Source organism: Sandarakinorhabdus sp., assembly GCF_987265915.1.
Map to the genome: position 1 here is coordinate 157,456 of NZ_OZ503948.1, position 24,241 is coordinate 181,696.

At 65.3% G+C, this 24,241-nt stretch carries 23 protein-coding genes; 14 read left to right on the forward strand and 9 right to left on the reverse strand.

The window, feature by feature from the left end:
• Positions 1 to 20: 20 nt before the first annotated feature.
• Positions 21 to 1,583 (reverse strand): amino acid permease, encoded by a 1,563-nt coding sequence (locus tag AC6UUM_RS00730; protein ID WP_500803442.1) that lies wholly within the window; start codon positions 1,581 to 1,583, stop codon positions 21 to 23.
• 207 nt (positions 1,584 to 1,790) lie between these two features.
• On the opposite strand from AC6UUM_RS00730, the gene AC6UUM_RS00735 reads away from it, so the two are divergent.
• From AC6UUM_RS00735 to AC6UUM_RS00750, 4 genes are read left to right on the forward strand one after another with little or no spacing between them, the layout of a single operon-like run.
• Entirely contained in the window at positions 1,791 to 2,999 is a 1,209-nt protein-coding gene (locus AC6UUM_RS00735; protein ID WP_500804874.1) for a hydrolase, read from the forward strand.
• On the forward strand, positions 2,996 to 4,003 hold the full coding sequence (locus AC6UUM_RS00740; RefSeq protein ID WP_500803443.1) for an arginine N-succinyltransferase: 1,008 nt from the start codon (positions 2,996 to 2,998) through the stop codon (positions 4,001 to 4,003). Before AC6UUM_RS00735 ends, AC6UUM_RS00740 begins: the two co-directional genes overlap by 4 nt.
• Positions 3,990 to 5,387, forward strand: a complete 1,398-nt coding sequence (gene astD / locus AC6UUM_RS00745; RefSeq protein WP_500803444.1) for a succinylglutamate-semialdehyde dehydrogenase — start codon at positions 3,990 to 3,992, stop codon at positions 5,385 to 5,387. The genes AC6UUM_RS00740 and astD overlap by 14 nt, the downstream gene beginning before the upstream one ends.
• Entirely contained in the window at positions 5,384 to 6,646 is a 1,263-nt protein-coding gene (locus tag AC6UUM_RS00750) for an N-succinylarginine dihydrolase (RefSeq protein ID WP_500803445.1), read from the forward strand. The genes astD and AC6UUM_RS00750 overlap by 4 nt, the downstream gene beginning before the upstream one ends.
• A gap of 772 nt (positions 6,647 to 7,418) precedes the next feature.
• Here AC6UUM_RS00750 and polA read toward each other — a convergent pair.
• Positions 7,419 to 10,181: a DNA polymerase I gene (gene polA, locus AC6UUM_RS00755; protein WP_500803446.1), complete on the reverse strand. Its 2,763-nt coding sequence runs from the start codon at positions 10,179 to 10,181 to the stop codon at positions 7,419 to 7,421.
• 79 nt (positions 10,182 to 10,260) lie between these two features.
• On the opposite strand from polA, the gene leuD reads away from it, so the two are divergent.
• From leuD to AC6UUM_RS00780, 5 genes are all read left to right on the forward strand, one after another.
• Positions 10,261 to 10,854, forward strand: coding sequence for a 3-isopropylmalate dehydratase small subunit (leuD, locus tag AC6UUM_RS00760; RefSeq protein ID WP_500803447.1), 594 nt, complete (start codon positions 10,261 to 10,263; stop codon positions 10,852 to 10,854).
• 123 nt (positions 10,855 to 10,977) lie between these two features.
• The gene (locus AC6UUM_RS00765; RefSeq protein WP_500803448.1) at positions 10,978 to 11,280 is read left to right on the forward strand and encodes a UrcA family protein; all 303 of its coding nucleotides are present in this window, start codon (positions 10,978 to 10,980) and stop codon (positions 11,278 to 11,280) included.
• Between the two features lie 84 nt (positions 11,281 to 11,364).
• On the forward strand, positions 11,365 to 12,429 hold the full coding sequence (gene leuB, locus AC6UUM_RS00770; RefSeq protein ID WP_500803449.1) for a 3-isopropylmalate dehydrogenase: 1,065 nt from the start codon (positions 11,365 to 11,367) through the stop codon (positions 12,427 to 12,429).
• 11 nt (positions 12,430 to 12,440) lie between these two features.
• On the forward strand, positions 12,441 to 13,070 hold the full coding sequence (locus AC6UUM_RS00775; RefSeq protein WP_500803450.1) for a DUF502 domain-containing protein: 630 nt from the start codon (positions 12,441 to 12,443) through the stop codon (positions 13,068 to 13,070).
• Positions 13,067 to 14,308 carry a dicarboxylate/amino acid:cation symporter gene (locus tag AC6UUM_RS00780; protein WP_500803451.1) on the forward strand — a complete coding sequence of 414 codons (1,242 nt, stop codon included), beginning with the start codon at positions 13,067 to 13,069 and terminating at the stop codon, positions 14,306 to 14,308. Before AC6UUM_RS00775 ends, AC6UUM_RS00780 begins: the two co-directional genes overlap by 4 nt.
• Before the next feature lie 11 nt (positions 14,309 to 14,319).
• Here AC6UUM_RS00780 and AC6UUM_RS00785 read toward each other — a convergent pair whose 3' ends face one another.
• Positions 14,320 to 15,096: a PEP-CTERM sorting domain-containing protein gene (locus AC6UUM_RS00785; RefSeq protein ID WP_500804875.1), complete on the reverse strand. Its 777-nt coding sequence runs from the start codon at positions 15,094 to 15,096 to the stop codon at positions 14,320 to 14,322.
• A 254-nt stretch (positions 15,097 to 15,350) separates the two neighbouring features.
• Here AC6UUM_RS00785 and AC6UUM_RS00790 point away from each other — a divergent pair, with 254 nt between their 5' ends.
• The 4 genes from AC6UUM_RS00790 (at position 15,351) to AC6UUM_RS00805 (ending at position 17,754) form a co-directional block, all read left to right on the forward strand.
• On the forward strand, positions 15,351 to 16,391 hold the full coding sequence (locus AC6UUM_RS00790) for an aspartate-semialdehyde dehydrogenase (protein WP_500803452.1): 1,041 nt from the start codon (positions 15,351 to 15,353) through the stop codon (positions 16,389 to 16,391).
• Positions 16,392 to 16,644: 253 nt separating this feature from the next.
• Positions 16,645 to 17,262, forward strand: a complete 618-nt coding sequence (locus AC6UUM_RS00795) for an outer membrane protein (RefSeq protein ID WP_500803453.1) — start codon at positions 16,645 to 16,647, stop codon at positions 17,260 to 17,262.
• Positions 17,263 to 17,306: 44 nt separating this feature from the next.
• Positions 17,307 to 17,561: a FitA-like ribbon-helix-helix domain-containing protein gene (locus AC6UUM_RS00800; RefSeq protein WP_500803454.1), complete on the forward strand. Its 255-nt coding sequence runs from the start codon at positions 17,307 to 17,309 to the stop codon at positions 17,559 to 17,561.
• Complete coding sequence (locus tag AC6UUM_RS00805; protein WP_500803455.1) at positions 17,551 to 17,754, forward strand: hypothetical protein; 204 nt, start codon at positions 17,551 to 17,553, stop codon at positions 17,752 to 17,754. Before AC6UUM_RS00800 ends, AC6UUM_RS00805 begins: the two co-directional genes overlap by 11 nt.
• Positions 17,755 to 17,759: 5 nt before the next feature.
• Here the strand turns inward: AC6UUM_RS00805 and AC6UUM_RS00810 are convergent, their stop codons facing one another.
• Both AC6UUM_RS00810 and AC6UUM_RS00815 read right to left on the reverse strand, forming a co-directional pair.
• The gene (locus AC6UUM_RS00810; protein WP_500803456.1) at positions 17,760 to 18,395 is read right to left on the reverse strand and encodes a 3-oxoacid CoA-transferase subunit B; all 636 of its coding nucleotides are present in this window, start codon (positions 18,393 to 18,395) and stop codon (positions 17,760 to 17,762) included.
• Positions 18,392 to 19,102, reverse strand: coding sequence for a CoA transferase subunit A (locus AC6UUM_RS00815; protein ID WP_500803457.1), 711 nt, complete (start codon positions 19,100 to 19,102; stop codon positions 18,392 to 18,394). The genes AC6UUM_RS00810 and AC6UUM_RS00815 overlap by 4 nt, the downstream gene beginning before the upstream one ends.
• Positions 19,103 to 19,347: 245 nt before the next feature.
• On the opposite strand from AC6UUM_RS00815, the gene AC6UUM_RS00820 reads away from it, so the two are divergent.
• Positions 19,348 to 20,727, forward strand: a complete 1,380-nt coding sequence (locus tag AC6UUM_RS00820) for a pyridoxal phosphate-dependent decarboxylase family protein (RefSeq protein ID WP_500803458.1) — start codon at positions 19,348 to 19,350, stop codon at positions 20,725 to 20,727.
• A 123-nt stretch (positions 20,728 to 20,850) separates the two neighbouring features.
• On the opposite strand, the gene AC6UUM_RS00825 is transcribed toward AC6UUM_RS00820, so the two are convergent.
• The 4 genes from AC6UUM_RS00825 to AC6UUM_RS00840 form a co-directional block, all read right to left on the reverse strand.
• Positions 20,851 to 21,180, reverse strand: a complete 330-nt coding sequence (locus AC6UUM_RS00825; protein ID WP_500803459.1) for a hypothetical protein — start codon at positions 21,178 to 21,180, stop codon at positions 20,851 to 20,853.
• A 52-nt stretch (positions 21,181 to 21,232) separates the two neighbouring features.
• A complete protein-coding gene (locus AC6UUM_RS00830) occupies positions 21,233 to 22,735 on the reverse strand; it encodes a class I adenylate-forming enzyme family protein (RefSeq protein WP_500803460.1) in 1,503 nt (500 codons plus the stop codon).
• Between the two features lie 57 nt (positions 22,736 to 22,792).
• The gene (locus AC6UUM_RS00835) at positions 22,793 to 23,098 is read right to left on the reverse strand and encodes a hypothetical protein (RefSeq protein ID WP_500803461.1); all 306 of its coding nucleotides are present in this window, start codon (positions 23,096 to 23,098) and stop codon (positions 22,793 to 22,795) included.
• A gap of 203 nt (positions 23,099 to 23,301) precedes the next feature.
• Entirely contained in the window at positions 23,302 to 24,144 is an 843-nt protein-coding gene (locus tag AC6UUM_RS00840; RefSeq protein ID WP_500803462.1) for a cold-shock protein, read from the reverse strand.
• Positions 24,145 to 24,241 lie beyond the last annotated feature (97 nt).

Genomic DNA, 24,241 nt, shown 5'->3' on the forward strand with positions numbered 1-24,241 from the left:
GGGAGGGGCTGGGGGTGGGTTCAGGCGTCTTTCCCACCCGGCGTCGGCGCGCCCGGCATCGGCGCCAGGCCGATCGGCGGGACATTGGCATCCAGTTCACCCACCACGGTGATCCCGCGCGCCACGTTGGAACGCGTGCGGCCATAGAGGAAATAGAACACCAGGCCGATCGCAGCCCAGCCGAAGAACACCGCCTGCGCCACCAAGCTGAGGAAGCCGAACAGCAGCAGGCAGCCGGCGGCGGCCAGCGGCGCGACGATCCACACCGCGGGCGTGCGGAACACGCGCTTGCGATCCGGATCGGTGCGGCGCAGCGTCATGATGGCGAGGCTGACGAAGAAGAAGGCGCACAATGTGCCGCCGTTCGACACGCTGGCCAATTGCCCGACCGGGAAGAAGGCCGCTGACACGGCCACGCCCAGGCCGGTGATGATCGTCACCACGTGCGGCGTGCCATATTTCGGGTGCACCTTTGACAGGCCGCCGGGCAGCAGGCCATCGCGGCTCATCACGAAGAACACGCGGGTCTGCGCGAACATCATCATCAGCACCACCGACGGCAGCGCAAAGCCCGCCGCCAGGCCGAGCACGTTGCCGACGCCGGGATGGCCGATGGCGCGCAGCACGTGCGCCAGCGCTTCGTTGGAGCAGACGACGGGCAGCGTGGCTTCGGCGAAGGTCTTGCACTGGGCCACAAGTTCCGGCGAACCGGGCTGCAGGGCTTCACCGTTCGGGCCGAACACCGGCTGCGCGCCATAGCTGCCGATCACGCCGGTGCCGACCAGCATGTAGAAGATCGTGCAGATGCCGAGCGAGGCAATCAGGCCGATCGGGATATTCTTCTGCGGGTCCTTGGTCTCCTCCGCCGCGGTGGAGACGGCATCGAACCCCACGAAGGCAAAGAAGATGATCGAGGCCGCGCTGACCGCGCCGCCGACGCCCAAGGGCAGGAACGGCGTGAACTTGTCGGCTGTTGCCGCCGGCACCGCCAGCACGACAAACGCCGCCAGCGCCACCACCTTGATCACCACCAGCACCGAATTGACCGTGGCGCTTTCCTTGGTGCCGATCACCAGCAGCCAGGTGACCGCCAGCGCGATGATCACCGCCGGCAGGTTGATGATGCCGCCGGCATAAGGCCCCGTCACCAGCGCGGCCGGCAGTTCGATGCCAAGGAAATTATCCAGCACGCCCACCATGTAGCCGGACCAGCCGACCGCCACGGCGCTGGCCGCCACGGCATATTCCAGAACCAGCGCCCAGCCGACGATCCAGGCGAGGATTTCACCGAAAGTGGCATAGCTGTAGGTATAGGCACTGCCCGAAACCGGCACCATCGCGGCGAGCTCGGCGTAGCAGAGCGCGGCCAGCCCGCAGACCAGCGCCGACAGCACGAAGCTGATCAACATGCCCGGCCCGGCCAACTGCGCGGCTTCGGCGGTCAGCACGAAGATGCCGGTGCCGATGATGCCGCCGATGCCCAGCATGGTAAGCTGGAACGCCCCCAGCGAGCGGGTGAGCGATTTCTTCGAAGCCGTCGCCAGGATCGCATCGAGCGACTTCACGCGCCATTTATTGTCCAACGAAAATCCCCTCAGCTCGGCCGCCCATCCCGGTGTCCCCACGGAATGGGCAATGTCATGCACCCGTCATGCCCAGCAAGCGCGCTGCTGGTCAAGGTGGCAGTGTTACCCGTCCGTCATGACCGTTGCTTGTGAGACATATCACAAAATTTAGTTGCAGTTTGATCAGTCACAGGCCAATCTGCGCTGGTGACCGTGCCTCCGCCCCTGTCCGCCGCCGAAGCGGCCGTGCTGGCCCGCATCGATGGCCAGCGCGGCGCGATGCTGGCCGAGATTGAGGCGTGGGCGGCCATCAACAGCGGCAGCCGCAATCTGGATGGCCTGGCGCGCATGGCCGATGTGCTGGCCGAGGCCTTCGCGCCGCTGGGCGGCGACATTGCCCGCGTGGCCGCCGCCCCGGCCAGCCGCATCGATGCCGACGGCCGTGAAGTGGCGCTGGTGCACGGCGACAATCTGCATATCGTCAAACGGCCGGAGGCCCCGCTGCGCGTGCTGATGACCGGCCATATGGACACGGTGTTCGGCGCCGATCACCCGTTCCAGGCCTGTCGCTGGCTGGATCCGGACACGCTGAACGGCCCCGGCACCGCCGACATGAAGGGCGGCATCGCCGTGCTGAAGGCGGCGCTGACGGCGTTCGAAGCCAGCCCGTTTGCCGACCGCCTGGGTTGGGAGATTGTGCTGAACAGCGACGAGGAAGTGTCCTCGCCCGGTTCGGCACCACTGCTGGATGCGGCAGCGCGGCGCTGCCACCTTGGCCTCACCTATGAACCGGCGCTGCCCGATGGCACGCTGGCCGGGGCGCGCGCCGGCTCGGGCAATTTTTCGGCCGCCATCCATGGCCGGGCGGCGCATGCGGGGCGCAACCCGCAGGATGGCCGCAACGCGATTGTGGCCGCTGCCGATCTGGCGCTGCGGCTGGCGGGCCTTGCTGGCGATGATCTGTCGGTGAACCCGGCGATGATCGAAGGCGGTGGCCCCAACAATATCGTGCCGGATACCGCCGTGCTGCGCTGGAACATGCGGCCGCGCAGCGCCCACGCTCAGCAACGCGCCGAAGCCGGCATCAACGCCGCCGTGGCCGAAGTTGCGGTGGCGCATGACGTGATGATCCATGTCCATGGCCGCTTCGCCCGCCCGCCAAAGCCGCTGGACGCCAATCAGTTGCGTCTGTTTGAACTGGTGCAGGGCTGCGGCGCAGCGCTGGGCCTGGGCATCAGCTGGCGCGATACCGGCGGTGTGTGCGACGGCAATAATCTGGCCGCCACCGGCCTGGCGGTGGTCGATACGCTGGGCCCGCGCGGCGGCGCCATCCACAGTGCGGACGAATATCTCTGTGCCGATTCGCTGGAGGAGCGCGCCCGGCTTTCGGCGCTGATCCTGATGCGCGTGGCGCAACAGGGGTGGCAGCGATGAGCCTGTGGCGGGTGCGCCCGGCGCGCGCGGACGATTTGCCGGCGATCCTGGCGCTGGCGCAATTGACCGGCGGCGGCTTCACCAATCTGCCGGCCGATGAAGCCTCGCTGGCGCGGCGGCTGGCCTGGTCCGACACCAGCTTCGCCCGCGCCGAAGCCACGCCGGAAGATGAGCTTTACCTGCTGCTGCTGGAAGAGGTGGCGACCGGCCGCATTGGTGGCACCGCGATGATCTTCAGCCGGATCGGCGCGACGTGGCCGTTCTACAGCTACAAATTGTCCACGCTTACCCAGACCAGCCGCGAACTGGGGCGCACCTTCCGCATTCCGTTCCTGTCACTGACCAGCGATTTCGACGGTGCCTCCGAAGTCGGCGGGCTGTTCCTGCACCCGGATTTGCGCACCGGCGGGCTGGGGCGGCTGCTGGCCCGCGCCCGTTACCTGTTCATTGCCCAGCACCGCGCGCGCTTTGGCGACCGTGTCATTGCGGAGCTGCGCGGTGTGATGGATGCCGATGGCCATTCGCCGTTCTGGGATGCGCTGGGGCGGCAATTCTTTGGCCTGACCTTTCCGGAAGCCGACCAGTTCAACGCGATCAATGGCAACCAGTTCATCGCCGATCTGATGCCACGCCATCCGATCTATACCGCGATGTTGCCGCAAGCCGCGCGCGACGCCATCGGCCAACCGCATGGCGGCGGCAAGGCGGCGCTGGCGATGCTGCAGACCGAAGGCTTTGTGTATGACAATTATGTCGATATCTTCGATGGCGGCCCCACGGTGGCGGCGCGCACCGACGATCTGAAGACCATCCGCACCGCCCGCGAGGCGGTGGCTGCGCTGGCCGACTCGGTCGAAGCCCCTGCCCATCTGGTGGCCAGCGGGCAGCTGCGCGATTTCCAGGCCTTCATTGCACCGGTGGATGGCGCTGGCACGCTGCCCGCCGCCATTGCCCAGCCGCTGGGCATCGCGCCCGGCACCAGGATCCGCCATGTCACCTGTTGAACTCGTCTCCACCGATCCCTGCACCGGAGAGGTGATCTGGACCGGGCCAACCGGCGGCGTGGCCGCGGCCGTAGCCAGCGCGCGCGCCGCTGCGCCGGGCTGGGCGCGCACCTCGCTGGATCAGCGCATCGCCATCGTCCGCGCTTTCAAGGCGGCGGTGGAGGCCAGCGCCGATGAATTTGCCCGCCTGATCGCGCGCGAAACCGGAAAGCCATTGTGGGAAACCCGCACCGAAGTCGCCAGCGTCGCGGCCAAGGTCGAAATCTCGATCACCGCCCAGGCCGAGCGCGCCGGGGAACGCGCCGGCGAAGCGGCCGGCGTGCGGCAGGTGCTGCGGCACAAGCCGCACGGCGTGCTGGCGGTGCTGGGGCCCTATAATTTCCCGGCGCATCTGCCCAATGGCCATATCGTGCCGGCCATGCTGGCCGGGAACACGCTGGTTTTCAAACCATCGGAACAGACGCCGGCAGTGGCGGATTTCATGGGCGCGCTGTGGGCGCAGGCCGGGCTGCCGGAGGGCGTGCTGACCATCGTGCACGGCGGCGGCGATGTCGGCCGCGATCTGGCCGGCAGTGACATCGATGGCCTGTTGTTCACGGGATCGGCGCATGTCGGCGCGGCCCTCGCCCGCCAGTTTGCCGACACGCCGCAGCGCATCCTGGCGCTGGAAATGGGCGGCAATAATCCGCTGGTGGCGTGGGATGTCGCGGATATCGACGTTGCTGCCGCGTTGGTGGTGCAATCGGCGTTTCTGTCGGCGGGGCAGCGCTGCACCAACGCGCGTCGGCTGATCGTGCGCGACGGCGATGACCGGCTGGTCGCGGCGGTGCTGGCGCTGGCTGAGCGCCTGATTGTCGGCGCGCCGTTCGATGACCCGCAACCGTTCATGGGGCCGGTGATTTCCAATGCCGCGGCCGACGGGCTGGAACGCGGCTGGGCCGGGCTGGTTGCGGCGGGGGGCCGCGTGCTGCGCCCGCTGAACCGCCCGCAGCCGGATCGGCCATTCCTGACCCCTGCGGTGATCGATGTCACCGGCGGCGCCCCGTCGGACGATGAATTGTTCGGCCCAGTCCTGCAGATCATCCGCGTCGCCGATTGGGACGCCGCCATCACCGCCGCCAACGCCACGCGCTTTGGCCTCGCCGCCGGATTGATTGGCGGCGATGCCGCGCGGTTCGACGATTTCTGGGCGCGCAGCCGCGCCGGCATCGTCAACTGGAACCGGCCGACCAACGGCGCTTCATCGGCGGCACCGTTTGGCGGAGTCGGCCACAGCGGCAACCACCGGCCAAGCGCCTATTATGCCGCCGATTATTGCGCCTTCCCGGTGGCGAGCCTGGCCAGCGACACGCCGGCCGGCGCCATCACGACCGGCCTGAAATGATCCGCGAAATCAACTTCGACGGCCTGATCGGCCCCAGCCACAATTATGCGGCGCTCAGCTTGGGCAATCTGGCCAGCGCGCGTCATGCCGGTGCCACGTCGCGCCCGCGCGCCGCGGCGTTGCAGGGCCTGGCCAAGATGCGCTTCGTGATGGGGCTGGGGCTGACCCAGGGCTTTCTGCTGCCATTGGAACGCCCGGATGCGGCCTTCCTGCGCGCCATGGGATTCGATGGCAGCGACGATCAGGTCATCGCCCGCGCTGCCGCCGCCGATCCGCGGCTGTTCGCCATCGCCTGTTCGGCCAGTTCGATGTGGACGGCCAACGCCGCCACCGTCTCGCCGGCCGCCGATACCAGCGACGGCCGCTGCCACATCAGCGCCGCCAATCTGTCGCGCATGGCGCATCGCAGCATCGAACATCCCCAAACCCACGCGCAACTGGCCATCGCCTTTGCCGATCCGGCCTTCGCTGTGCACGCTGCGCTGCCCGCCGCGTTCGGCGATGAAGGCGCGGCCAATCACATGCGCCTGTGCAGCGCTCATGATGCGCCGGGGGTGGAAGTCTTTGTTTATGGTGAGGAAGGCGGCCGTTTCCCGGCCCGCCAAAACGCCCGTGCCTCCGAAGCCATCGCCCGCCGCCACGGCGTGGCAAACGCGATCTTCGCCGCGCAAAGCCAGACCGCCATCGATGCCGGCGCCTTCCACAATGATGTGGTGGCCGTCGCCAACGGCCATGTGCTGTTCGCGCATGAACTGGCCTTTGCCGATGCAGCGGCGCTGAAGGCCGATCTGGCGGCCGTGATGCCCGACGCCGTGTTCATCGAAGTGCCGGCCAGCGCCGTCAGCCTGGCCGACGCGATCGGCTCCTATCTGTTCAATTCGCAACTGCTCACCCTACCCGATGGCAGCATGGCGCTGGTGCTGCCCAAGGAAGCGGAGGAGACGCCATCGGTGCAGGCGTATCTGGCGATGCTGACGGCCGGCAACGGCCCGATCCGCGCCGCGCATTTCGTCGATGTGCGCGAATCGATGCAGAACGGCGGCGGCCCCGCCTGCCTGCGCCTGCGCGTGGTCGCCGATCCGGCGCGGGTCGATCCGCGCTTCCTGCTCGATTCGGCGAAGGCTGACCGGCTGGAGCGGCTGGTCGAACATTGGTGGCCGGAGGCGATTGGCCCGGCCGACATGGCCAATCCCGATCTGTGGGGTCAGGTGCGTGCAGCGCGGGCGGCGCTGCTGGCGGAGGTGGGGATCGACCTCTGAATTGAGGCACCGTAACTCCCTCCCTTCAAGGGAGGGCGAGAGACGAGCCGCAGGCGAGGCCCGGGGTGGGTGTTTGCTGTGGCCACGGGCCGGAACCCCCACCCCGCTCGGCTGGCGCCGAGTCGCCCTCCCCGCAAGGGGGAGGGAGCCGAAATGCTTAAATCGCAACGCAATCGAGTTTGGGCCATAGACTCATGAAACCTGAATGGCCGGAACGAGGTGGGAAGCGGACATGGATAGGGGGTCAGTTGAGTGCCGCTACGTCCTGCCCGATTTCTCTCCATTTCAACGCCGACAGGTTTAGGCCACAAGCCGACCGTAGGGCTGCACTTGCCTGCTCCATAGACCGTAGCGCGGGCGGGAACGACGCTTGAGGTAGCTCTGCACCCATCCCGGTGAACTCGTGTGAAATGCGAACCCCTTTGCCAACAGAGCCGATGTGAAGTGTCACCCACCCAACACTATCGCCCCACTTCTGATAGGCGATTTGCGTAACGGCTGTTCCTTTGGGAAACGTGCCGCCGTCACTGATGTAATCCCAGCGCTCCACGCTGCCGAACGTCTTGCGTAAAGTTTGGTCAACGCACGCCACGTCAACCTGAGAACCGAAGTCCCTGCTCGCCCGAATGCCACGCTCCGGTTCGCATCCAGCGAGCAATGGTATGCAGAAGAAAATATACTGAGAGGCGCGCATCGTAGCCAGATATACTGCTTATTCCTAATGTCCGCTATTGGGGCGTCAGCGGTCGTTCCCATTTGATGGGTTCACGCCCTAATGCGCATCCCCCCACGATGCGCCATGGCCGATCTCGACGCCCAGCGGTACGGACAGGTCCACCAACGGGCGGTGGGCATTGGCCATCACGGCGCGGATTACCGGCTGCACCGCCTCGACATCGCCTTCCGGCACTTCGAACACCAGTTCGTCGTGCACCTGCAGTAGCATCTTCGTGTCCGACAGGCCGGCGGCGGCCAGTGCGCCCGGCATCTGCACCATGGCGCGCTTGATGATGTCGGCGGCGGTGCCCTGCACGCGGGCGTTGACGACGGCGCGTTCGGCGAACTGGCGCTCGCCCTGGTTTTTCGACAGGATCAGGGGCGCGTGGCATTTGCGGCCGAACAGGGTGGTGACGTAGCCGGCCTCTTTGGCGAAGGCGATGGTTTCGGCCATGTAGTTGCGGATGCCGGGGAAGCGGCTGAAATACAGCTCGATATAGCGCGCCGCCTCGCCGCGATCGATGCCGAGCCGGGCGGCGAGGCCGAAGGCGGAAATGCCGTAGATGATCGAGAAATTGATCGTCTTGGCGCGGGCGCGGGTATCGCGGGTGACATCGCCGAACACCTCGCGCGCGGTGAGCGCATGGACATCGCCCCCTTCCGCATAGACCGCCTTCAATTCCGGTACATCGGCGATATGGGCGACCAGGCGGAGTTCGATCTGGTTGTAATCGGCCGCCATGATGACATTGCCCGGCGCCGCGACAAAGGCATGGCGGATGCGGCGGCCGAGTTCGGTGCGGATCGGGATGTTCTGCAGATTGGGATCGTTGGAGCTCAATCGCCCGGTTGAGGTCGCCGCCAGGTGGAAATTGGTGTGCACCCTGTCGGTGGTCGGGTTGATCTGCTGCTGCAACGCATCGGTGTAGGTGGATTTCAGTTTTGAATGCTGCCGCCAGTCCAGCACTTTCTGCGCGATCGGCGCGCCCTCTTCGGCCAGGCGTTCGAGTTCGCTGGCATCGGTGGTCCAGGCGCCGGTCTTGCTGCTTTTCTTGCCGCCGCGATAGCCGAGCCGGTCGAACAGGATCTCCCCCAACTGCTTGGGGCTGCCGATGGTGAACGGCCCGCCGGCGAGGTCATGAATCTCGCCCTCCAGCCGGCTGATCTCGGCTTCATACAGGGCCGACAGCCGCACCAGTTCGGCGCGGTCCACCTTGATGCCGGCCATTTCCATGGCGGCGATCACCGGCAGCAGCGGGCGATCGACGGTCTCGTGGATGGTCGTCACCTGTTCCTTCCACAGCCGGCGGCGGAAGCACTGCCACAGCCGGAAGGTGACATCGGCATCTTCGGCGGCATAGTCGGTGGCGCGCCGCAGCTCGACTTCGGCAAAGCTCTTCAGGCCCTTGGCGACATCCTTGTAGGCGATCGGCGTGTGGCCGAGATGGCGGGACGACAGATCGTCCATGCCATGGTTCCAGCGCCCGGCATCGAGCGCGTAGCTGAGCAGCATCGTGTCGTCATAGGGCGCAAGCAACGGCACGCCGTGGCGGGCGAGCACGATCAGATCATATTTGAGATTCTGGCCGATCTTCAGCACGGCCGGGTCGGCAAAAAACGGATTCAGCCGGGCAATCACCTCAGCCAGGGCCAGTTGCGGCGGCCGCTCCGTGAACATCCCATCACCGCTGCCGTGCGCGACGGGGATGTAACAGGCCTTGCCCGGCGCGGTGCACAGGCTGATGCCGACCAGATCGCAGCGCATCTGGTCGGTGCCGGTGGTTTCGGTGTCTACCGCCACGGCGCCCAGCCGCGTGGCCTCGCCGATCCACCAATCGAGCCGCTCCAGCGTGGTGACGGTTTCATAATCGGCGTGGGTGAAGGCGACTTCATCCTCCACCACTGCGGTGGAGGGCCGGTGCGTGTTCGGCGCCGGGCCGCCGGCGCCGCTGGCGCCCAGCTTGGCGAGCATGGCGCGAAAGCCGTGTTTCTTCAGGAAGGCCGCCAAGGGTTCGTGCGGCGGTTCCTGCAGCGTGAGATCGCCCAAGGGGGCCGGCAGCGGCAGATCATCCTTCAGCCGCACCAGTTCCCGGCTCAGCCGCGCCATCTCCACCGACGCCGCCAACGTCTCCTTCAGCTTGGGCTTCTTGATGGCCTCGATATTGGCGATCACGCCTTCGACGCTGCCATAGGCGACGATCAATTCGGCGGCGGTCTTGGGACCGATGCCCTTCACGCCGGGGATATTGTCGGCGGTGTCGCCCATCAGCGCCAGCACCTCACCCACTTGCTCGGGCGGCACGCCGAACTTGTCGAGCACCTGCGCCGGGCCGATCACTTCATTCTTCATCGTATCGAGCATGGAGACGCCGGGGCCGACCAACTGCATCAGATCCTTGTCGGAACTGACGATGGTCACGTCAAAGCCCGCCGCCCGCGCCGCCACGGCATAGGATGCGATGATGTCGTCCGCCTCCACCCCGGCCTGTTCGAAGCAGGGCACCGAAAACGCCCGCACCGCATCGCGGATCAGCGGGAATTGCGGCACCAGATCTTCCGGCGCCGGCGGCCGGTTGGCCTTGTAGCCATCATACATGTCGTTGCGGAACGTGTGGCTGCCGGCATCGAGCACCACGGCGAGGTGGGTGGGGGCTTCCGCCTTGTTCAATTCGGCAATCAGTTTCCACAACATGGCGGTGAAGCCATAGACCGCGCCAACCGGCGTGCCTTGCGGGTCGGTGAGCGGCGGCAACCGGTGATAGGCGCGGAAGATGAAGCTGGAGCCATCGACCAGGTAGAGATGCTGTTGAGCGGCCATGCCCCCTTGTAGGCGCGTTGCCGGATGCGCGCAAAGCGCTGCGTTGCACCGCTCAGGCGGCTGTGGCATTCGCGGGGCCATGCAGGCATTCACCACCTTGTCCGGCCAGGCCATTCCGTTTGGCGCCGCCAACGTCGATACCGATGTGATCATTCCGGCGCGGTTTTTGAAAACCATCAGCCGCGCCGGGCTGGGCGCCGGCGCCTTCGCCACGCTGCGTGAAACGCCGGACAATGTGTTCGACACCCATGCCGGCGCGCCGATCCTGATTGCCGGGGCCAATTTCGGCTGCGGCTCCAGCCGCGAACACGCGCCGTGGGCGCTTGCCGATCTGGGCATCCGCGTGGTGATCAGCCCGGGCTTTGCCGATATCTTTGCCGGCAATGCCTTCAAGAATGGCCTGCTGCTCGTCACGCTGCCGCAAGAGGCCATCGATCGGCTGATGGCGGTGGCGGCGGATGGCGTGGCCGTAACCATTGATCTGGAAAACCAGGTGGTGACAACGCCGTTCCAGGATCGGTTCGAATTCGCCATGGACCCGTTCCGCAAGCATTGCCTGATCAATGGCCTGGACGAGATCGGGCTGACGCTGAGCATGGACGCGGCGATTGCCGCGCATGAAGCGCGGGCGGCGACAGAGCGGCCGTGGCTGGCCGGCGCCGCCGGGCACTGATCCGGCCTACGTTATTTGACGTAGATTTCGCTGCAAACCTCCGATACACTGCGACAGCCTGCCGCAGGTGGTGGGCTGTGGTCCGCCCTGCACAGGACAGGTGACGGGCCTTGGAGACACAGCATGCGCGCGTTTTTTCTGCTCGCCGTTGCCGCCACTGTCGCGACGCCGGCCTTCGCCCAGAATGACAATATGACCACGGTCACCGCCCCGCACGGCCGCAGCATCGCCGTCAGCGTCAGCGATCTCGATCTGGCCAGTGCATCGGGCCAGCGTCAGCTCGATCTGCGGCTGTGGCGTGCCGCCCGCGATGTGTGCAGCTTCACGAGCTTGCGCGATCTCAGCGAATCCCGGCTGGTCGATCGCTGCCGCGCCGACGCGCTGGCCCGCGTCAACGCCCGGCATGCCAGCAGCCTCGCCGATTGAGGCCGGGCCAGGCGGGCCGCACCTGCGCCATTTTCCCCGGCTGACAGCGTTGGCAGTGCCGTCGATTGTCGGTAAGGGCGGGTCATGACCAAGACCCTGCTCCTGCTTCCCGGTGACGGCATCGGCCCCGAAGTCTCCGCTGTCGCCCGCCGCGTGGCCGGCCGGCTGATCAGCCAGGGGCTGCCGCTGGTGGTGGAAGAAGCGCTGTTCGGCGGGATCAGCATCGACACCCACGGCGTGCCGCTGACCGACGAGACGTTGCAGCGCGCGCTGGCCGCCGATGCGGTGCTGATGGGTGCCGTGGGCGGGCCGCAATGGGCCAGCCAATCCTATGACACACGGCCGGAGGCTGGCTTGCTGGGCTTGCGGGCGGGCATGCAGGTTTATGCCAATCTGCGCCCGGCGCGCTGCTTTGCGGCGCTCGCCGATGCCTCGACCCTGAAGCGGGTCTATGTCGAAGGGCTCGACATCTTGTTCATCCGCGAACTGACCGGCGGCGTCTATTTCGGGGAGCCGCGCGGCGTGGAAACCCTGGCCGATGGCCAGCGCCGCGGCGTGAACACCCATGTCTATACCAGCAGCGAAATCCGCCGCGTCGCCCGCGTCGCCTTTGAACTGGCGCGCGGCCGCAAGGGTGAGGTCGTGTCGGCGGAAAAGGCCAATGTGATGGAGGCCGGGCTGTTGTGGCGCGAAGAGGTGCAGGCACTCCACGATGCCGAGTACCCGGATATCAAGCTGTCGCACATGCTGGCCGACAATATGGCGATGCAGCTGGTGAAGAATCCGCGCCAGTTCGATGTGATCCTCACCGACAATCTGTTCGGCGATATCCTGTCTGATGAAGCTGCCATGCTGACCGGATCGCTCGGCATGTTGCCGTCCGCCGCGATTGGTGATGCCGGGCGGCCGGGCCTGTATGAACCCATTCACGGCTCGGCGCCCGATATCGCCGGGCGCGGCATTGCCAATCCGTGCGCTGCAGTGCTCAGCTTTGCCATGGCGCTGCGCCACAGCCTGGGTGCGCCCGAACTGGCGTTGCGGGTGGAAGCGGCCGTGGAAGCGGCGCTCGACAAGGGCGCGCGCACACCCGATCTGGGCGGCACCTTGTCCACCCTGGCCATGGGTGACGCCATCCTGGCCGGCCTTTGATCCGCCGGCCCTTGATTCAGCGTATTCTTGCCCCTTTTGCCACCGGGCTGCTGTTTCTGGCGCCGGTGCTGCTCACCATCATCCTGCTCAATTGGCTGTCCGGCTATCTGATCGCCGCGTTGGGGCCGGGCACGCCGCTGGGCCAGGCGCTCGGCGCGGCCGGCATGTTCTTCACGCCGTCACCGTTCGCGGCCTTCTGGGCCGGGCTGGGGCTGGCGGCGCTGGTCGTCTGGTTGATCGGGCTGGCGGTGCAGACGCGGTTTCGCCCGCAGCTCGAAGGCGGGCTGGACGGGCTGATCTCGCGGATTCCGGGGTTGGGCACGCTGTATCGCCCGCTGGCGCAGTTCGTGCGGCTGATGGGCAACGCTCCGGGCGGCGAGATGACCGGCATGTCGGTCGTTTCGGTCAGCTTCGGGGCCAATGTCGAGATCCTCTCGCTGCTCACCTCCCCGCGCATCCATGATTTCGGCCAGGGGCCGCGCTATCTGATCCTGATCCCCACCGCGCCGGTGCCGGTGGGCGGCGGCTTGCTGTTCGTTGATGTTGCCGATGTGAAACCGGTGCCGACGATGGGCGTCGATGATCTCGCCAAGCTCTATGTCACCATGGGCACGTTGACCGGTGCGGAGGCCCTGCGATGAGCTTGACGCTGCGGATTTTCCTGGCGCTGATCGCCGGGCTGGTGGTGGGTGCGGCGCTGCCCGGTGACCTGGGCAAGCCCTTGCTGCCGGTCAGCGATGCGGTGGGCAATCTGTGGCTGCAGGCCCTGCAGATGACGATCATCCCGCTGATCGCCGGCCTGCTGTTCACCGGCATCGCGCAATCGGTGGGCCAGGCCGGCGGCGGCCGGGTGGCGGCGCGGGCGCTGCTGGCGTTTCTGGCGCTGCTGGTATTTTCGGCCGGTTGGTCGATGCTGTTCGTGCCGCTGCTGCTCGATTGGTGGCCCGCGCCGGTGCAGGCGGCGGCCGCCATCATTACCGACAGCGCCAAACTGGCCGCGGGCGCCGGTGTCGAAGGTGGCCAGGCGGCGATCAAGATCGACCTTGGCCAATGGCTGCTCAGTCTGGTGCCGGCCAATATCTTTGCGGCGCTGGCCAAGGGCGACATGCTGCCGGTGGTGACCTTCGTCGCGGTGTTCGCCTTGGCCGCTTCGCGACTGGACGATGGGCGGCGGCAGATGCTGATCAGCCTGTTCGATGCGACCAAGGAAGCCATGCTGGTGCTGGTCGGCTGGATTTTCGTGGCGGCACCGCTGGGCGTGTTTGCGCTGGCGATCAGCGTCGGCATCAAGGCCGGGCTGGGGGCGTTCGGCCTGCTTGGCCATTATATCGCCGTGCTGGTGGCCGTGCAGGTCGGCCTGATCCTGCTGATCTATCCGCTGGCGGTTGTTTTCGGCCGCGTCGGCCCGCTGGCCTTTGCCCGGGCGGTGCTGCCGGCGCAGGCGGTGGCTGTCTCGACCCAGTCCAGCATCGCCAGCCTGCCAGCGATCTATGATGGCGCCGAACGACTCGGCCTGCCGGAAGCCACCAGCCGCGTGGTGCTGCCGCTGGCGGTGAGCATCTTCCGCATCACATCCCCCTGCGCCAACATCGCCGTCGTGCTCTATTGCGGGCATCTTTATGGCATGGAGCACAGCACATTGGCCTTCGTTGGCGCGCTGCTGGCGTCGCTGGTGGCGGCGGTCTCAACCGGTGGCCTGCCCGGATCGATCACCTTCCTGGCGGCCTGTGTGCCGATCGCCAATGCCATGGGTGTGCCGATCGGGGTGTTGCCGGTGTTGCTGGCGGTGGAACTGGTGCCGGATATCTTCCGCACGCTGGGCAATGTCACCGCCGATCTGGGGGTGACGGCGATTTTGTCAAAGCGGCTGAAAATTTAGGTCAATTGATCTTAGATTGCTGCGGATCGGCTATTTGTGGTGCGCCGCACCAAACCGCCGACCAAACCAAAACCCATTGTCAGCATCATCCATTGCGAGGGTTCGGGTACGGTGCTCGATAAAAAGACGCCTGATCCTGATTGGAATGTCACACCTACAGGAAGTTGCCAGCTAAATTGCGCTGTATTCGAGAAATCCCGCGAGGCGCGCAATGCGTTAACGCTAAATGATGCCGTAACTTTATAAACTACATCGTCCCATATCGTTACACTATCCGAAAATTCATAAAATGCCGGCCCTTGCTGACATACATTCAATCTAAAAACTGGATCGGTTCCACAGTTTTTTGTCACTGAAGAACTGTCAAAGTGAGAGCCGTTAGAGCCTGGAATCAAATAGGAAGCGAACTGAAACGTCAAACTAGAGATGTAACTTGGTGACTGAAAAGAAACGTTCGTTCCATCAATTCGAAATTTAATGGGTAATTGAAATGAAGTTACCCCAACTGGTAACGAGAATTTCAAAGTATCGAGAAAGCGACCATCGGCGCTGGCTGCGGCGCTTACTTCTGCTCCTCGCGCAAATAACTTTATCGCACCCTCGGATAGTGATACTTCAGAGGTAGCGCGATTTCCCAAATATGAGAAATCTAGGGATCCGCTACGATCGGCGTCATTGCTGGAAAACTGCCCTCCAAAGGGAGAGGAGGAGGCGTAAGCACTGCCCGATACTTGGTAACAGGTTCCATTTGATCCGAAACACGCGGCTTGCAATGATGTTGGCAGCATCAGCGCCAACACTGTAGCGATTGGAGTCGTCCGTCGAGTCATAACAACCCCCCCAAGTTATCATTTCTCGATACTTCTTTCACACAATTAACTTCCGCGCAAGCTGCCAGATACGCAGTCTTTGCATGCTCAATGCGCCGAGTCGTGAAACGTGTCGGTTGCAAGATCGCGGTTTCGAACCATGGGCGAGCGTTGAGGTCCCTGCTGGAATTCGAGGTTGGAAGCAGCTAAGCGGGCGCCGAGGAGTTTCAGATATGGGTTACAAGATCGTCGTCGTAGGTGCCACCGGCAATGTCGGGCGCGAAATGCTGAACATCCTCGCCGAACGGGAATTCCCGATCGCCGAGATCGCCGCCGTCGCCAGCTCGCGATCGGTGGGCGAAAAGGTCGAGTTTGGCGAGACCGGTCGCGAGATCAAGGTGCAGAATCTCGAGCATTTCGATTTCACGGGCTGGGATATCGCCCTGTTCGCTTGCGGTTCCGGCCCGACGAAAATCCATGCGCCGCGGGCCGCCGCGGCCGGCTGTGTGGTGATCGACAACAGCAGCCTGTTCCGCATGGACCATGACGTGCCACTGATCGTGCCTGAGGTGAATCCGGAAGCCATCGACGGCTATACAAAGCGCAACATCATCGCCAACCCGAACTGCTCGACGGCGCAGATGGTGGTGGCGCTGAAGCCGTTGCACGATGCCGCGATCATCAAGCGCGTGGTGGTGAGCACCTATCAGTCGGTGTCCGGCGCCGGCAAGGAGGGCATGGACGAATTGTTCACCCAGTCGCGCGCCATCTTTGTTGGCGATGATCCGGTGCAGAACAAGTTCACCAAGCGCATTGCCTTCAACGTCATCCCGCACATCGGCGGCTTCTTGGGCCCGGACAGCGGCATGGATGGCTATACCGAGGAAGAGCGCAAGATGACGGCGGAGACCCGCAAGATTCTCGATCCCGATATCGAGGTGACGGCGACCTGCGTACGGGTGCCGGTGTTCGTCGGCCACAGCGAAGCCATCAACGTCGAATTCGAAATGCCGATCAGCGTGGCCAAGGCGCAGAGCCTGCTGCGCGAGGCCCCCGGCATCATGCTGGTCGATAAACGCGAAGACGGCGGTTACGTCACCCCGATCGAATGCGTTGGCGACTATGCCACCTTCGTCAGCCGGGTGCGCAAGGACCCGACCGTGGAGCACGGCCTGGCGCTGTGGTGCGTGTCCGACAATCTGCGCAAGGGTGCGGCGCTGAACGCCGTGCAGATCGCCGAACTGCTTGGCCGCCGGCATCTGAAAAAGGGCTGAACCCCGCCACCAAGGCGATGCATGCGCCCTGCAAGCCAACTGGCTTGCAGGGCGCAACTGCATGGATTCACGCCTGATTTGCCGGAAAGCTGAAGCCCGGCTGAACCAATCTGGGCAAGTGTATGGCAAAAACAATACACCGCCACCAAATGGCCGCCATTGGTTCAGCAGACGGCCAGCCTGTGGGGCTCATACGGTTCGGGCACCGGCTTCCCCCATCGCCGGTGCACGAACAACAAGAAGGATCAAATCCATGACCAAGTCATTTTCGCGTATCGCTTTCGCCTTGGCTGCAGCGGCCGCCGTCGCCGCCCCGGCCGCCGCGCAGGACGCTAAAAACTTCAACGGCCCCTTCATCGGTGCGCAGCTCGGCTGGCAACAGGATCGCCAGTCGCTGACCACCGGCACCGTGCCGCCCACCACCACCCGCGCCAGTGGTGACGGCTTCGCCTATGGCGGCCAGCTTGGTTATGATGTCCAGCTTGGCTCCAGCACCGTGCTCGGTGTGGAAGCCTCGATCACCGGCCGCACCGGCAGCAACCGCTTCCCGACCTTCGATCTGGAAGCCGGGCGCACCATCAATGCCACTGCCCGCGCCGGCTGGCTGATCACGCCGGAAGGCCTGCTTTATGCCCGGGGTGGCTATTCCAACGCGCGCTTCAACATCCGCAATCCGTCGGGCGCGTCCGAAACGCGTGACGGCTATCTGATCGGTGCCGGTTACGAACATATGCTGGCGAAGAATGTCTCGGCGCGGGTCGAGTACAACTATTCCGATTACGGCAACGACAATCTGCCCGGCATCGGTGGTGGCGCCCGCCTGAACTATCACCGCCACGCGGTGATGACCGGCGTGAACGTCCGCTTCTGAGTCCAGCCTTGGCGGGGGTGATGGCATGATGTTATCATCCCCGCATGGGCGAAATCATCATCCGCGACCTTGATGACCGGATCATCGAAACATTGAAGCGCCGCGCCGAAGCAGCGGGGCGTTCGATGGAGGCGGAGGCGCGGGAGGCGTTGACTCAGTTTGTTGACGATCCCACCGCCGAGCGGTTGGCATTGATCGCCCGCATGCAGGCCGCATTTGCGAGCAGTCGTGTGCCTGGCACCACCATGCCCGATAGCCTCGAACTGCTGCACGAGAGCCGCGATATCGATGCTCGTTGATGCCAGTGTCGCGATCAAACTTTTCGTCAATGAGCCGGACAGCATCAGCGCTGTAGCGACTGTCGCCGGCCAAACCCTGATCGCGCCCGATCTGATTTTTGCCGAGGATGACGTGCTGATCACCGCCGATCGACGCTTCTACGCCCTATGTGCCGCTTCACCCCATGCCGCGCGGGTGCGGTTGCTGGGCTGACGCCATCAGGCTTCGAAATGGCCTTCCGTCCGCGCGCGCAGCGTATCGAGATCGATGCCCGGGGCCAGTTCCACCAACCGGAACGGCGCGCCCTTGGCCGGGCGGGCCAGTACGCACAGGTCGGACACCACCATGTCCACCACGCCCTTGCCGGTCAGCGGCAGGGTGCAGGCGGTCTTGAATTTGGCACTGCCGTCCTTGGCGTTGTGCTCCATCAGCACGATGATCTTCTTGACGCCGGCGACCAGATCCATGGCGCCGCCCATGCCCTTCACCATCTTGCCGGGGATCATCCAGTTGGCGATGTCGCCATTTTCCGCGACTTCCATGGCGCCCAGGATCGAAAGATCGATATGGCCGCCGCGGATCATCGCGAAGCTGTCGGCGCTGCTGAAATAGCTCGACCGCCGCAGTTCGGTGATGGTCTGCTTGCCGGCGTTGATCAGATCGGCATCGACCTCGTCATCATAAGGGAACGGCCCCATGCCGAGCATGCCATTCTCGCTCTGCAGGGTGATATCGACGCCCGGCGGGATGTGATTGGCCACCAGGGTCGGCATGCCGATGCCCAGATTGACATAGAATCCGTCCTGCAATTCCCGCGCGGCACGCGCCGCCTGTTCGTCACGCGTCCACATCACACTGTCTCCCGCGCACGCACCGTGCGCTGCTCGATGCGTTTTTCATAATCACTGCCAACGATCAGCCGCTGCACATAGATGCCCGGCGTGTGGATATGATCGGGATCGAGGCTGCCGGCCTCGACCAGTAACTCCACTTCCGCCACGGTCACCTTGCCGGCGGTGGCCATCATCGGATTGAAATTGCGCGCCGTTTTCCGGTAGACGAGATTGCCATAGGGGTCGGCCTTCCACGCCTTGACGATGCTCAGGTCCGCGACCAGCCCGGTTTCGAGGATATAGGTCTCGCCACCGAATTCCTTGTGCTCCTTGCCCTCGGCGACCAGCGTGCCGACGCCGGTTTTCGTATAGAAGCCAGGGATTCCCGCTCCGCCAGCGCGGATGCGTTCGGCCAGCGTGCCTTGCGGGTTGAATTCCAGTTGCAGTTCACCGGCCAGATATTGCCGCTCGAACTCCTTGTTCTCGCCGACATAGGAGGAGATCATCTTGGCGACCTGACGGGTGGCCAGCAATTGCCCCAGCCCGAAACCATCAACGCCGGCATTGTTCGAAATGCAGGTCAGGCCTTTCACCCCCGCATCGCGCAGCGCCGCGATCAGATTTTCGGGCAGGCCGCACAGGCCGAAGCCACCCGACATGATCGACATGCCATCAAACAGCAGGCCATCCAGCGCGGCGGCGGCATCGGGGTAGAGCTTGCTGGCCATCGCCGGCTCCTTCATTTCATGTTGCAGCTGCGAGATAGCCAGATTGCCGCACCGGCGCCAGTGGGTTGATTGCCTACAATCGCAATTCACAAGGCTACAAAGGTTCCGCTTTTTCGGTTTTCTTGGCGCATTTGATGCCAAATGTTGTGGCCGCGCCCACATGCCAACATGGCATGATTTCAGCCCTGTAGGACAGCGGCCGATTTCCGCGCGCAAACCGCCGTATCGTCTGATATGGCGCGCGCATGACCGACGCCCTTGATCTCGCCATTGCCCACGGCCGCCGCTTTGTCGCCGGCCAGTCCAGCCGCAGCGTTGCCCCCACCGGTGCCCGCGCGGATATCCTCGCGCCAATGCCCACGGCCATGGCCGCCAGCGGCCTCGATCCGGCTGCCGTCATCGATCTGCTGGCGGCGGCGGCCGAACCCGGCCTGATGGGCAATCTCTCCGGGCGCTTTTTCGCGTGGGTGAAGGGCGGCGCCTTGCCCGCTGCCCATGCCGCCGATGTGCTGGCGACCTTGTGGGATCAGAATGCCGTACTGGCCTCCACCAGCCCGGCCGGCGCGGTGCTGGAGGAGGTGGCGGCCACGCTGCTGCTCGATGCGCTGCACTTGCCCGCAACCTGCGGCTACAGCTTTACCACCGGTTGCCAGATGAGCCACGCCACCGCGCTCGCCGCCGCCCGCCACCAGGTGCTGGCCAATGTTGGCTGGGATGTGGAAGTGAACGGCCTGTGCGGTGCGCCGGCGATCCGCGTGCTGGCCAATGCACACCGGCACAGCAGCGTCGATCGCGCGCTGCGGCTGCTGGGCATCGGCACTGGCGCGATCGTGCCGCTCGGCGGCGGCGGGCTGGCACGGGTCGGGGCCGATGAACTGCGTGCGGCGCTCGCGGAGGCGCCGGGCGCACCGACCATCGTCGTGCTGAATGCCGGTGATCTGAATGTCGGGGCCTGCGATGATTTCGCCACTCTGGCGCCGATCGCACAGGCGGCGGGTGCCTGGGTGCATGTTGATGGCGCGTTCGGACTGTGGCTGAATGCCTCTCCGCGCTTTGCGCCGTTCGTGGCCGGCATCGAATTATGTGACAGCTGGGCCACCGATGGCCATAAATGGCTGAACACGCCTTATGATTGCGGCATGGCGATCACCCGCCACGGCGACGCGCTGAAAGCTGCAATGCGGCAGACAGCAAGTTACCTGACGGAAGGTGGCGATACGCGTGACCCGATGGACTACACGCCGGAATGGTCGCGCCGCATGCGCGCGCTGCCGACGTTGGCGGCGCTGCTGGAACTCGGCCGTGACGGCCTGGCGGATCTGATCGAGCGCTGCTGTGATCACGCCCTGGCCATCCACGATGGCATCGCCGCGCTGGACGGGGCAACCAGCATCGCGCGGCCGACCATCAACCAGGGCATGGTGCAATTTCACGACCGCGCCGGCACCAATATCAGCGATGCGGTGATCGCTGCCATCAACGCCAGCGGCGAAGCCTTTCTGAGCGGTGTGCTGTGGCAGGGGGCACGCGCCATGCGGATCAGCGTGTGCAACTGGCAGACCAATGCCGACGATGTGCGGCGTACCGTGGCGGCGGCGCAAGCGGCGTTGGCGGGGTTGCGCTGAACGCGCCGGGCGTCACCCCTCCGTCGCCCTGCGGGCGCCACCTCCCCTGGAAGGGGAGGAGCTTGCTGATCCTCCCCTCCAAGGGGAGGTGCCGAGCGAAGCGAGGCGGAGGGGTGGCGTGCCCTACCGCCGCCGGCCGATCACGCCGCCGATCAAGCCGGTCACCGCCGATCCGGCCGTGCCGACGGCCAGCAGGCTGGCCGGCACGTCGCCCAGCGCCACCGACACGCCGATGCCGATCAGCGCGCACGCCGCGCCGGCCAGCGCACCCTGGCCGGCCGCGCTGCCCAGGCTGGCGCTGCGGCTGCGCAGCGCACCCCAGCCGGCCAGCGCCGAAATCCCCATGCCGCCGATGGCGAACAAGCCGGTGATCGCGGGGTTGAAGTGGCCGGCGAGCACCATGGCGACCTGGGCGATGGTGCCGAGCACGGTGGCGAGCAAAGTCTGGTTCATCGCAGTCCCTTCCCGAACGGCGAAAGGGTGAATGCTGCGCGCATTGTGCGGTTCAGGCAACCTTGCCCTTGAAACCATCGCGCAGTTCACGCTTCAGCACCTTGCCGATATGGCTGCGCGGCAGTTCATCCACCAGCACCACCGCGGCGAGGCGCTGGGTTTTGCCCAGCTTCGCATTGGTGGCGGCGCGCAGGGCTTCGGCATCGCCGTTCGGCGCGACCACGAAGGCCACCGGCGTTTCGCCCCAGGCGTCCGACGGCATGGCCACCACCGCAGCTTCCACCACACCCGGCAGGGTGATCAACACGGCTTCCAGATCGGATGGGTAGATGTTGAAGCCGCCGGAAATGATCATGTCCTTGGCGCGGTCCATCAGGGTGAGGAAGCCCTCCTCGTCCAGCCGGCCGATGTCGCCGGTGCGCAACCATTCCTTGCCCTCGCTGTCGATCCAATAGGCCTTGGCGGTCAGATCGGGCCGATTTCTATAGCCATTCATGGTTGCCGGCGAGCGCCCGACAATCTCGCCCGGCGTGCCCGGCGGCACGTCGTTGCCGTCTTCATCGATGATGCGCACTTCGTGGCCGGGCTGCGGCAGGCCGACCGTGTGCAATTTGTCCGGGTGTTCATGGGCGACCAGCATGAAGCCGACCCCGCCTTCGGTCATGCCGAAAAATTCGATCAGGCCGCCGGGCATGCGGCGCAGCACCTCCGCCTTCAGATCGGCGGCGAAGGGTGCGGAGGTGCAGAATTTCATCTGCATGGACGTGAGATCGGTCGCGTCGAACCCTGGATCGGCGAGCAGGCGGCGATACTGCACCGGCACCAGCATGGCGTGGGTCACGCGATGTGTTTGCGCCGCGTGCAGCCACTTCGCCGTGTCGAACTTCGGCATCAGCACCACGGTGCCGCCCCAGGCGAGGGTGGGAATGAAGCTGACGAGCGTGGTGTTGCTGTACAGCGGCGTGGAGCACAAGGTGACGCAATCCGGCCCATAACCGATGCGGCGTCCGCCGGTGATGTGCAGGGACCGCATGGTGCAGCTTTGCACGATGCCCTTGGGCGTGCCGGTGGTGCCGCTGCTGTAGATGATGTTGAAGCCGGCAAGCGGATCAAGAGGTGCCAGCGGCGGCAGGACCGCGTCGGCATCGAGCCAGGCATCGAGCGCAGCGAGATCGACCAGCGTGCGCCCGGCCAGCACGGCACCGAATTCAGCACGATTGGCGGCATCGACAAACACCAGCCGCGCGCCCGAATCGGCGACCATCGCCGCGATCTGGTCGGGCGTGGAGCTGGGCGCCAGCGGCGCGATGGTGGCGCGCAGGCGCAGCACCGCGGCCCACAGCACGGCGTAATCGACGCACGAGGCCGCGATGCTGGCAACACTGTCGCCAGCGCCGATGCCGTGCGCGGCCAGCGTGGCAGCGAGTCGTTCGGCCCGCTGCCAGTAGGCGGCCCAGGACAAGCGATCATCCCCGCAGATCACAGCGGGGTGATCAGGTGCGCTGGCAGCGTTGGCAGCCAGGGCGGCGGGAAAGTCGAAGATGCTGTCGGTCATGGCCGGCAGCTTGCCAGCCCGTCCCGGCCTGTCCACTGCTTTCTTGGGTAGATCGGCTCAGGCCGCCTGTGCCAGGGGCGCCGGCGAGCTGGCCACGGCCGGTACCGGTTGGCCCAATTGCATCAGGGCCTGCGCATGAGCGGCATAGTTGGCGCTCAAGCGCGCCAACTGGGCCGCATCACCGGTGTCACGGGCGATGGCATCGGCGAGCAGTTCGGCACCGGCAGTGAGCTGGGCGATGTTGCGCTGACGACGACGATCGAGGGCGCCGGGCACGGTCATGCTGGCAACATAGGCCACCGCGGCCACCAGGGCCCAGGTGAAGAAGATCATCAGGATGAGGACGACATTGTTGGCCAGCATGGTGGGCTCCGAAAGGCGGGCAGCGGCAGGATGGCCGGCTGCGACGCGGTCGCATTGCATATTGGTAATGGGCGTGGGGAGTGTTTTTTTCGGGGCGGGCGCATCTGCCGCACCGCAGCGTCGGCCAAGCCCCCTCGAACGCCACGAAAAAGGGCGGCGGCCCCTTGGCCACCACCCCTTTTTGTTGCGTCAGATCCGATGGATCAGAGCGGCTGCAGGTTCACCGCAGCCTGCTTGCCGCGACGGTCTTCTTCCAGTTCGAACGAGACGCGCTGGCCTTCGTTCAGATTGGCGAAGCCGGCGCGTTCCACGGCCGAGATGTGCACGAATGCATCCGGCGCACCATCGTCGCGCTGAATGAAGCCGAAGCCCTTGGTGCCGTTGAAGAACTTCACGGTGCCATCCACGCGCTCGCCATTGCCCATCGGGGCCGGGCGATCACGCGACGGCGCCGGGCGACGTTCGAAGCCACCTTCACGCGGTTCACGATCACGCGGCGGGCCACGATCCGAAACCGGCAACGGTTCGCCGTCGATCTTCAGTTCTGTGGCCGAAACGCGACCATTGCGTTCGGACAGCGTGAATTCCAGCGGCTGGCCATCGGCCAGGCCAGTCAGGCCAGCAGCTTCCACCGCCGAGATGTGCACGAACACGTCTTCGCCGCCATCTTCACGCACCACAAAGCCGAAGCCCTTTTGCGCGTTGAAGAATTTCACCGTACCGCGCCCAGTGCCGATGATGATGCCCGGCGATTGTTCCCGGCGCGGACCACCGCCACCGAAACCACCGCCGCCACCGCCACCGCCGCCGAAGCGACCGCCACCGCCGAAGCCGCCGCGATCGCCGCCACCACCGCCGAAGCCGCCACGATCACCGCCGCCGCCGCCGAAACCACCGCGGCCACCGCCGCCGCCACCGAAACGATCACCGCCGCCGAAGCCGCCGCCACCGAAGCTGCGCCCCGCGTCCTCGAAACTTTCGAAGCCGCCTTCGCGCTTGTCAAAACCACCGCGCCCCGGACCACGTCCGCGTCGATCAAAGCTCATTACCTAATTCCAAATCCGTATTATTGCCTGTTTGCTGGAGCCTGTCGGGCGATGCGGTGAAATTTCCAAAGCAGCCGGCCGATATTGCGCCAATCAC

Coding starts and splice junctions, on each gene's coding strand:
- AC6UUM_RS00780 (WP_500803451.1), top strand. CDS start 13,067: ATGAGCTTGACGCTGCGGATTTTCCTGGCGCTGATCGCCGGGCTGGTG.
- AC6UUM_RS00800 (WP_500803454.1), top strand. CDS start 17,307: ATGGGCGAAATCATCATCCGCGACCTTGATGACCGGATCATCGAAACA.
- AC6UUM_RS00825 (WP_500803459.1), bottom strand. CDS start 21,180: ATGAACCAGACTTTGCTCGCCACCGTGCTCGGCACCATCGCCCAGGTC.
- AC6UUM_RS00795 (WP_500803453.1), top strand. CDS start 16,645: ATGACCAAGTCATTTTCGCGTATCGCTTTCGCCTTGGCTGCAGCGGCC.
- AC6UUM_RS00740 (WP_500803443.1), top strand. CDS start 2,996: ATGAGCCTGTGGCGGGTGCGCCCGGCGCGCGCGGACGATTTGCCGGCG.
- AC6UUM_RS00835 (WP_500803461.1), bottom strand. CDS start 23,098: ATGCTGGCCAACAATGTCGTCCTCATCCTGATGATCTTCTTCACCTGG.
- AC6UUM_RS00785 (WP_500804875.1), bottom strand. CDS start 15,096: ATGCTGCCAACATCATTGCAAGCCGCGTGTTTCGGATCAAATGGAACC.
- polA (WP_500803446.1), bottom strand. CDS start 10,181: ATGGCCGCTCAACAGCATCTCTACCTGGTCGATGGCTCCAGCTTCATC.
- AC6UUM_RS00750 (WP_500803445.1), top strand. CDS start 5,384: ATGATCCGCGAAATCAACTTCGACGGCCTGATCGGCCCCAGCCACAAT.
- AC6UUM_RS00820 (WP_500803458.1), top strand. CDS start 19,348: ATGACCGACGCCCTTGATCTCGCCATTGCCCACGGCCGCCGCTTTGTC.
- AC6UUM_RS00790 (WP_500803452.1), top strand. CDS start 15,351: ATGGGTTACAAGATCGTCGTCGTAGGTGCCACCGGCAATGTCGGGCGC.
- leuB (WP_500803449.1), top strand. CDS start 11,365: ATGACCAAGACCCTGCTCCTGCTTCCCGGTGACGGCATCGGCCCCGAA.
- leuD (WP_500803447.1), top strand. CDS start 10,261: ATGCAGGCATTCACCACCTTGTCCGGCCAGGCCATTCCGTTTGGCGCC.
- AC6UUM_RS00815 (WP_500803457.1), bottom strand. CDS start 19,102: ATGGCCAGCAAGCTCTACCCCGATGCCGCCGCCGCGCTGGATGGCCTG.
- astD (WP_500803444.1), top strand. CDS start 3,990: ATGTCACCTGTTGAACTCGTCTCCACCGATCCCTGCACCGGAGAGGTG.
- AC6UUM_RS00805 (WP_500803455.1), top strand. CDS start 17,551: ATGCTCGTTGATGCCAGTGTCGCGATCAAACTTTTCGTCAATGAGCCG.
- AC6UUM_RS00830 (WP_500803460.1), bottom strand. CDS start 22,735: ATGACCGACAGCATCTTCGACTTTCCCGCCGCCCTGGCTGCCAACGCT.
- AC6UUM_RS00765 (WP_500803448.1), top strand. CDS start 10,978: ATGCGCGCGTTTTTTCTGCTCGCCGTTGCCGCCACTGTCGCGACGCCG.
- AC6UUM_RS00840 (WP_500803462.1), bottom strand. CDS start 24,144: ATGAGCTTTGATCGACGCGGACGTGGTCCGGGGCGCGGTGGTTTTGAC.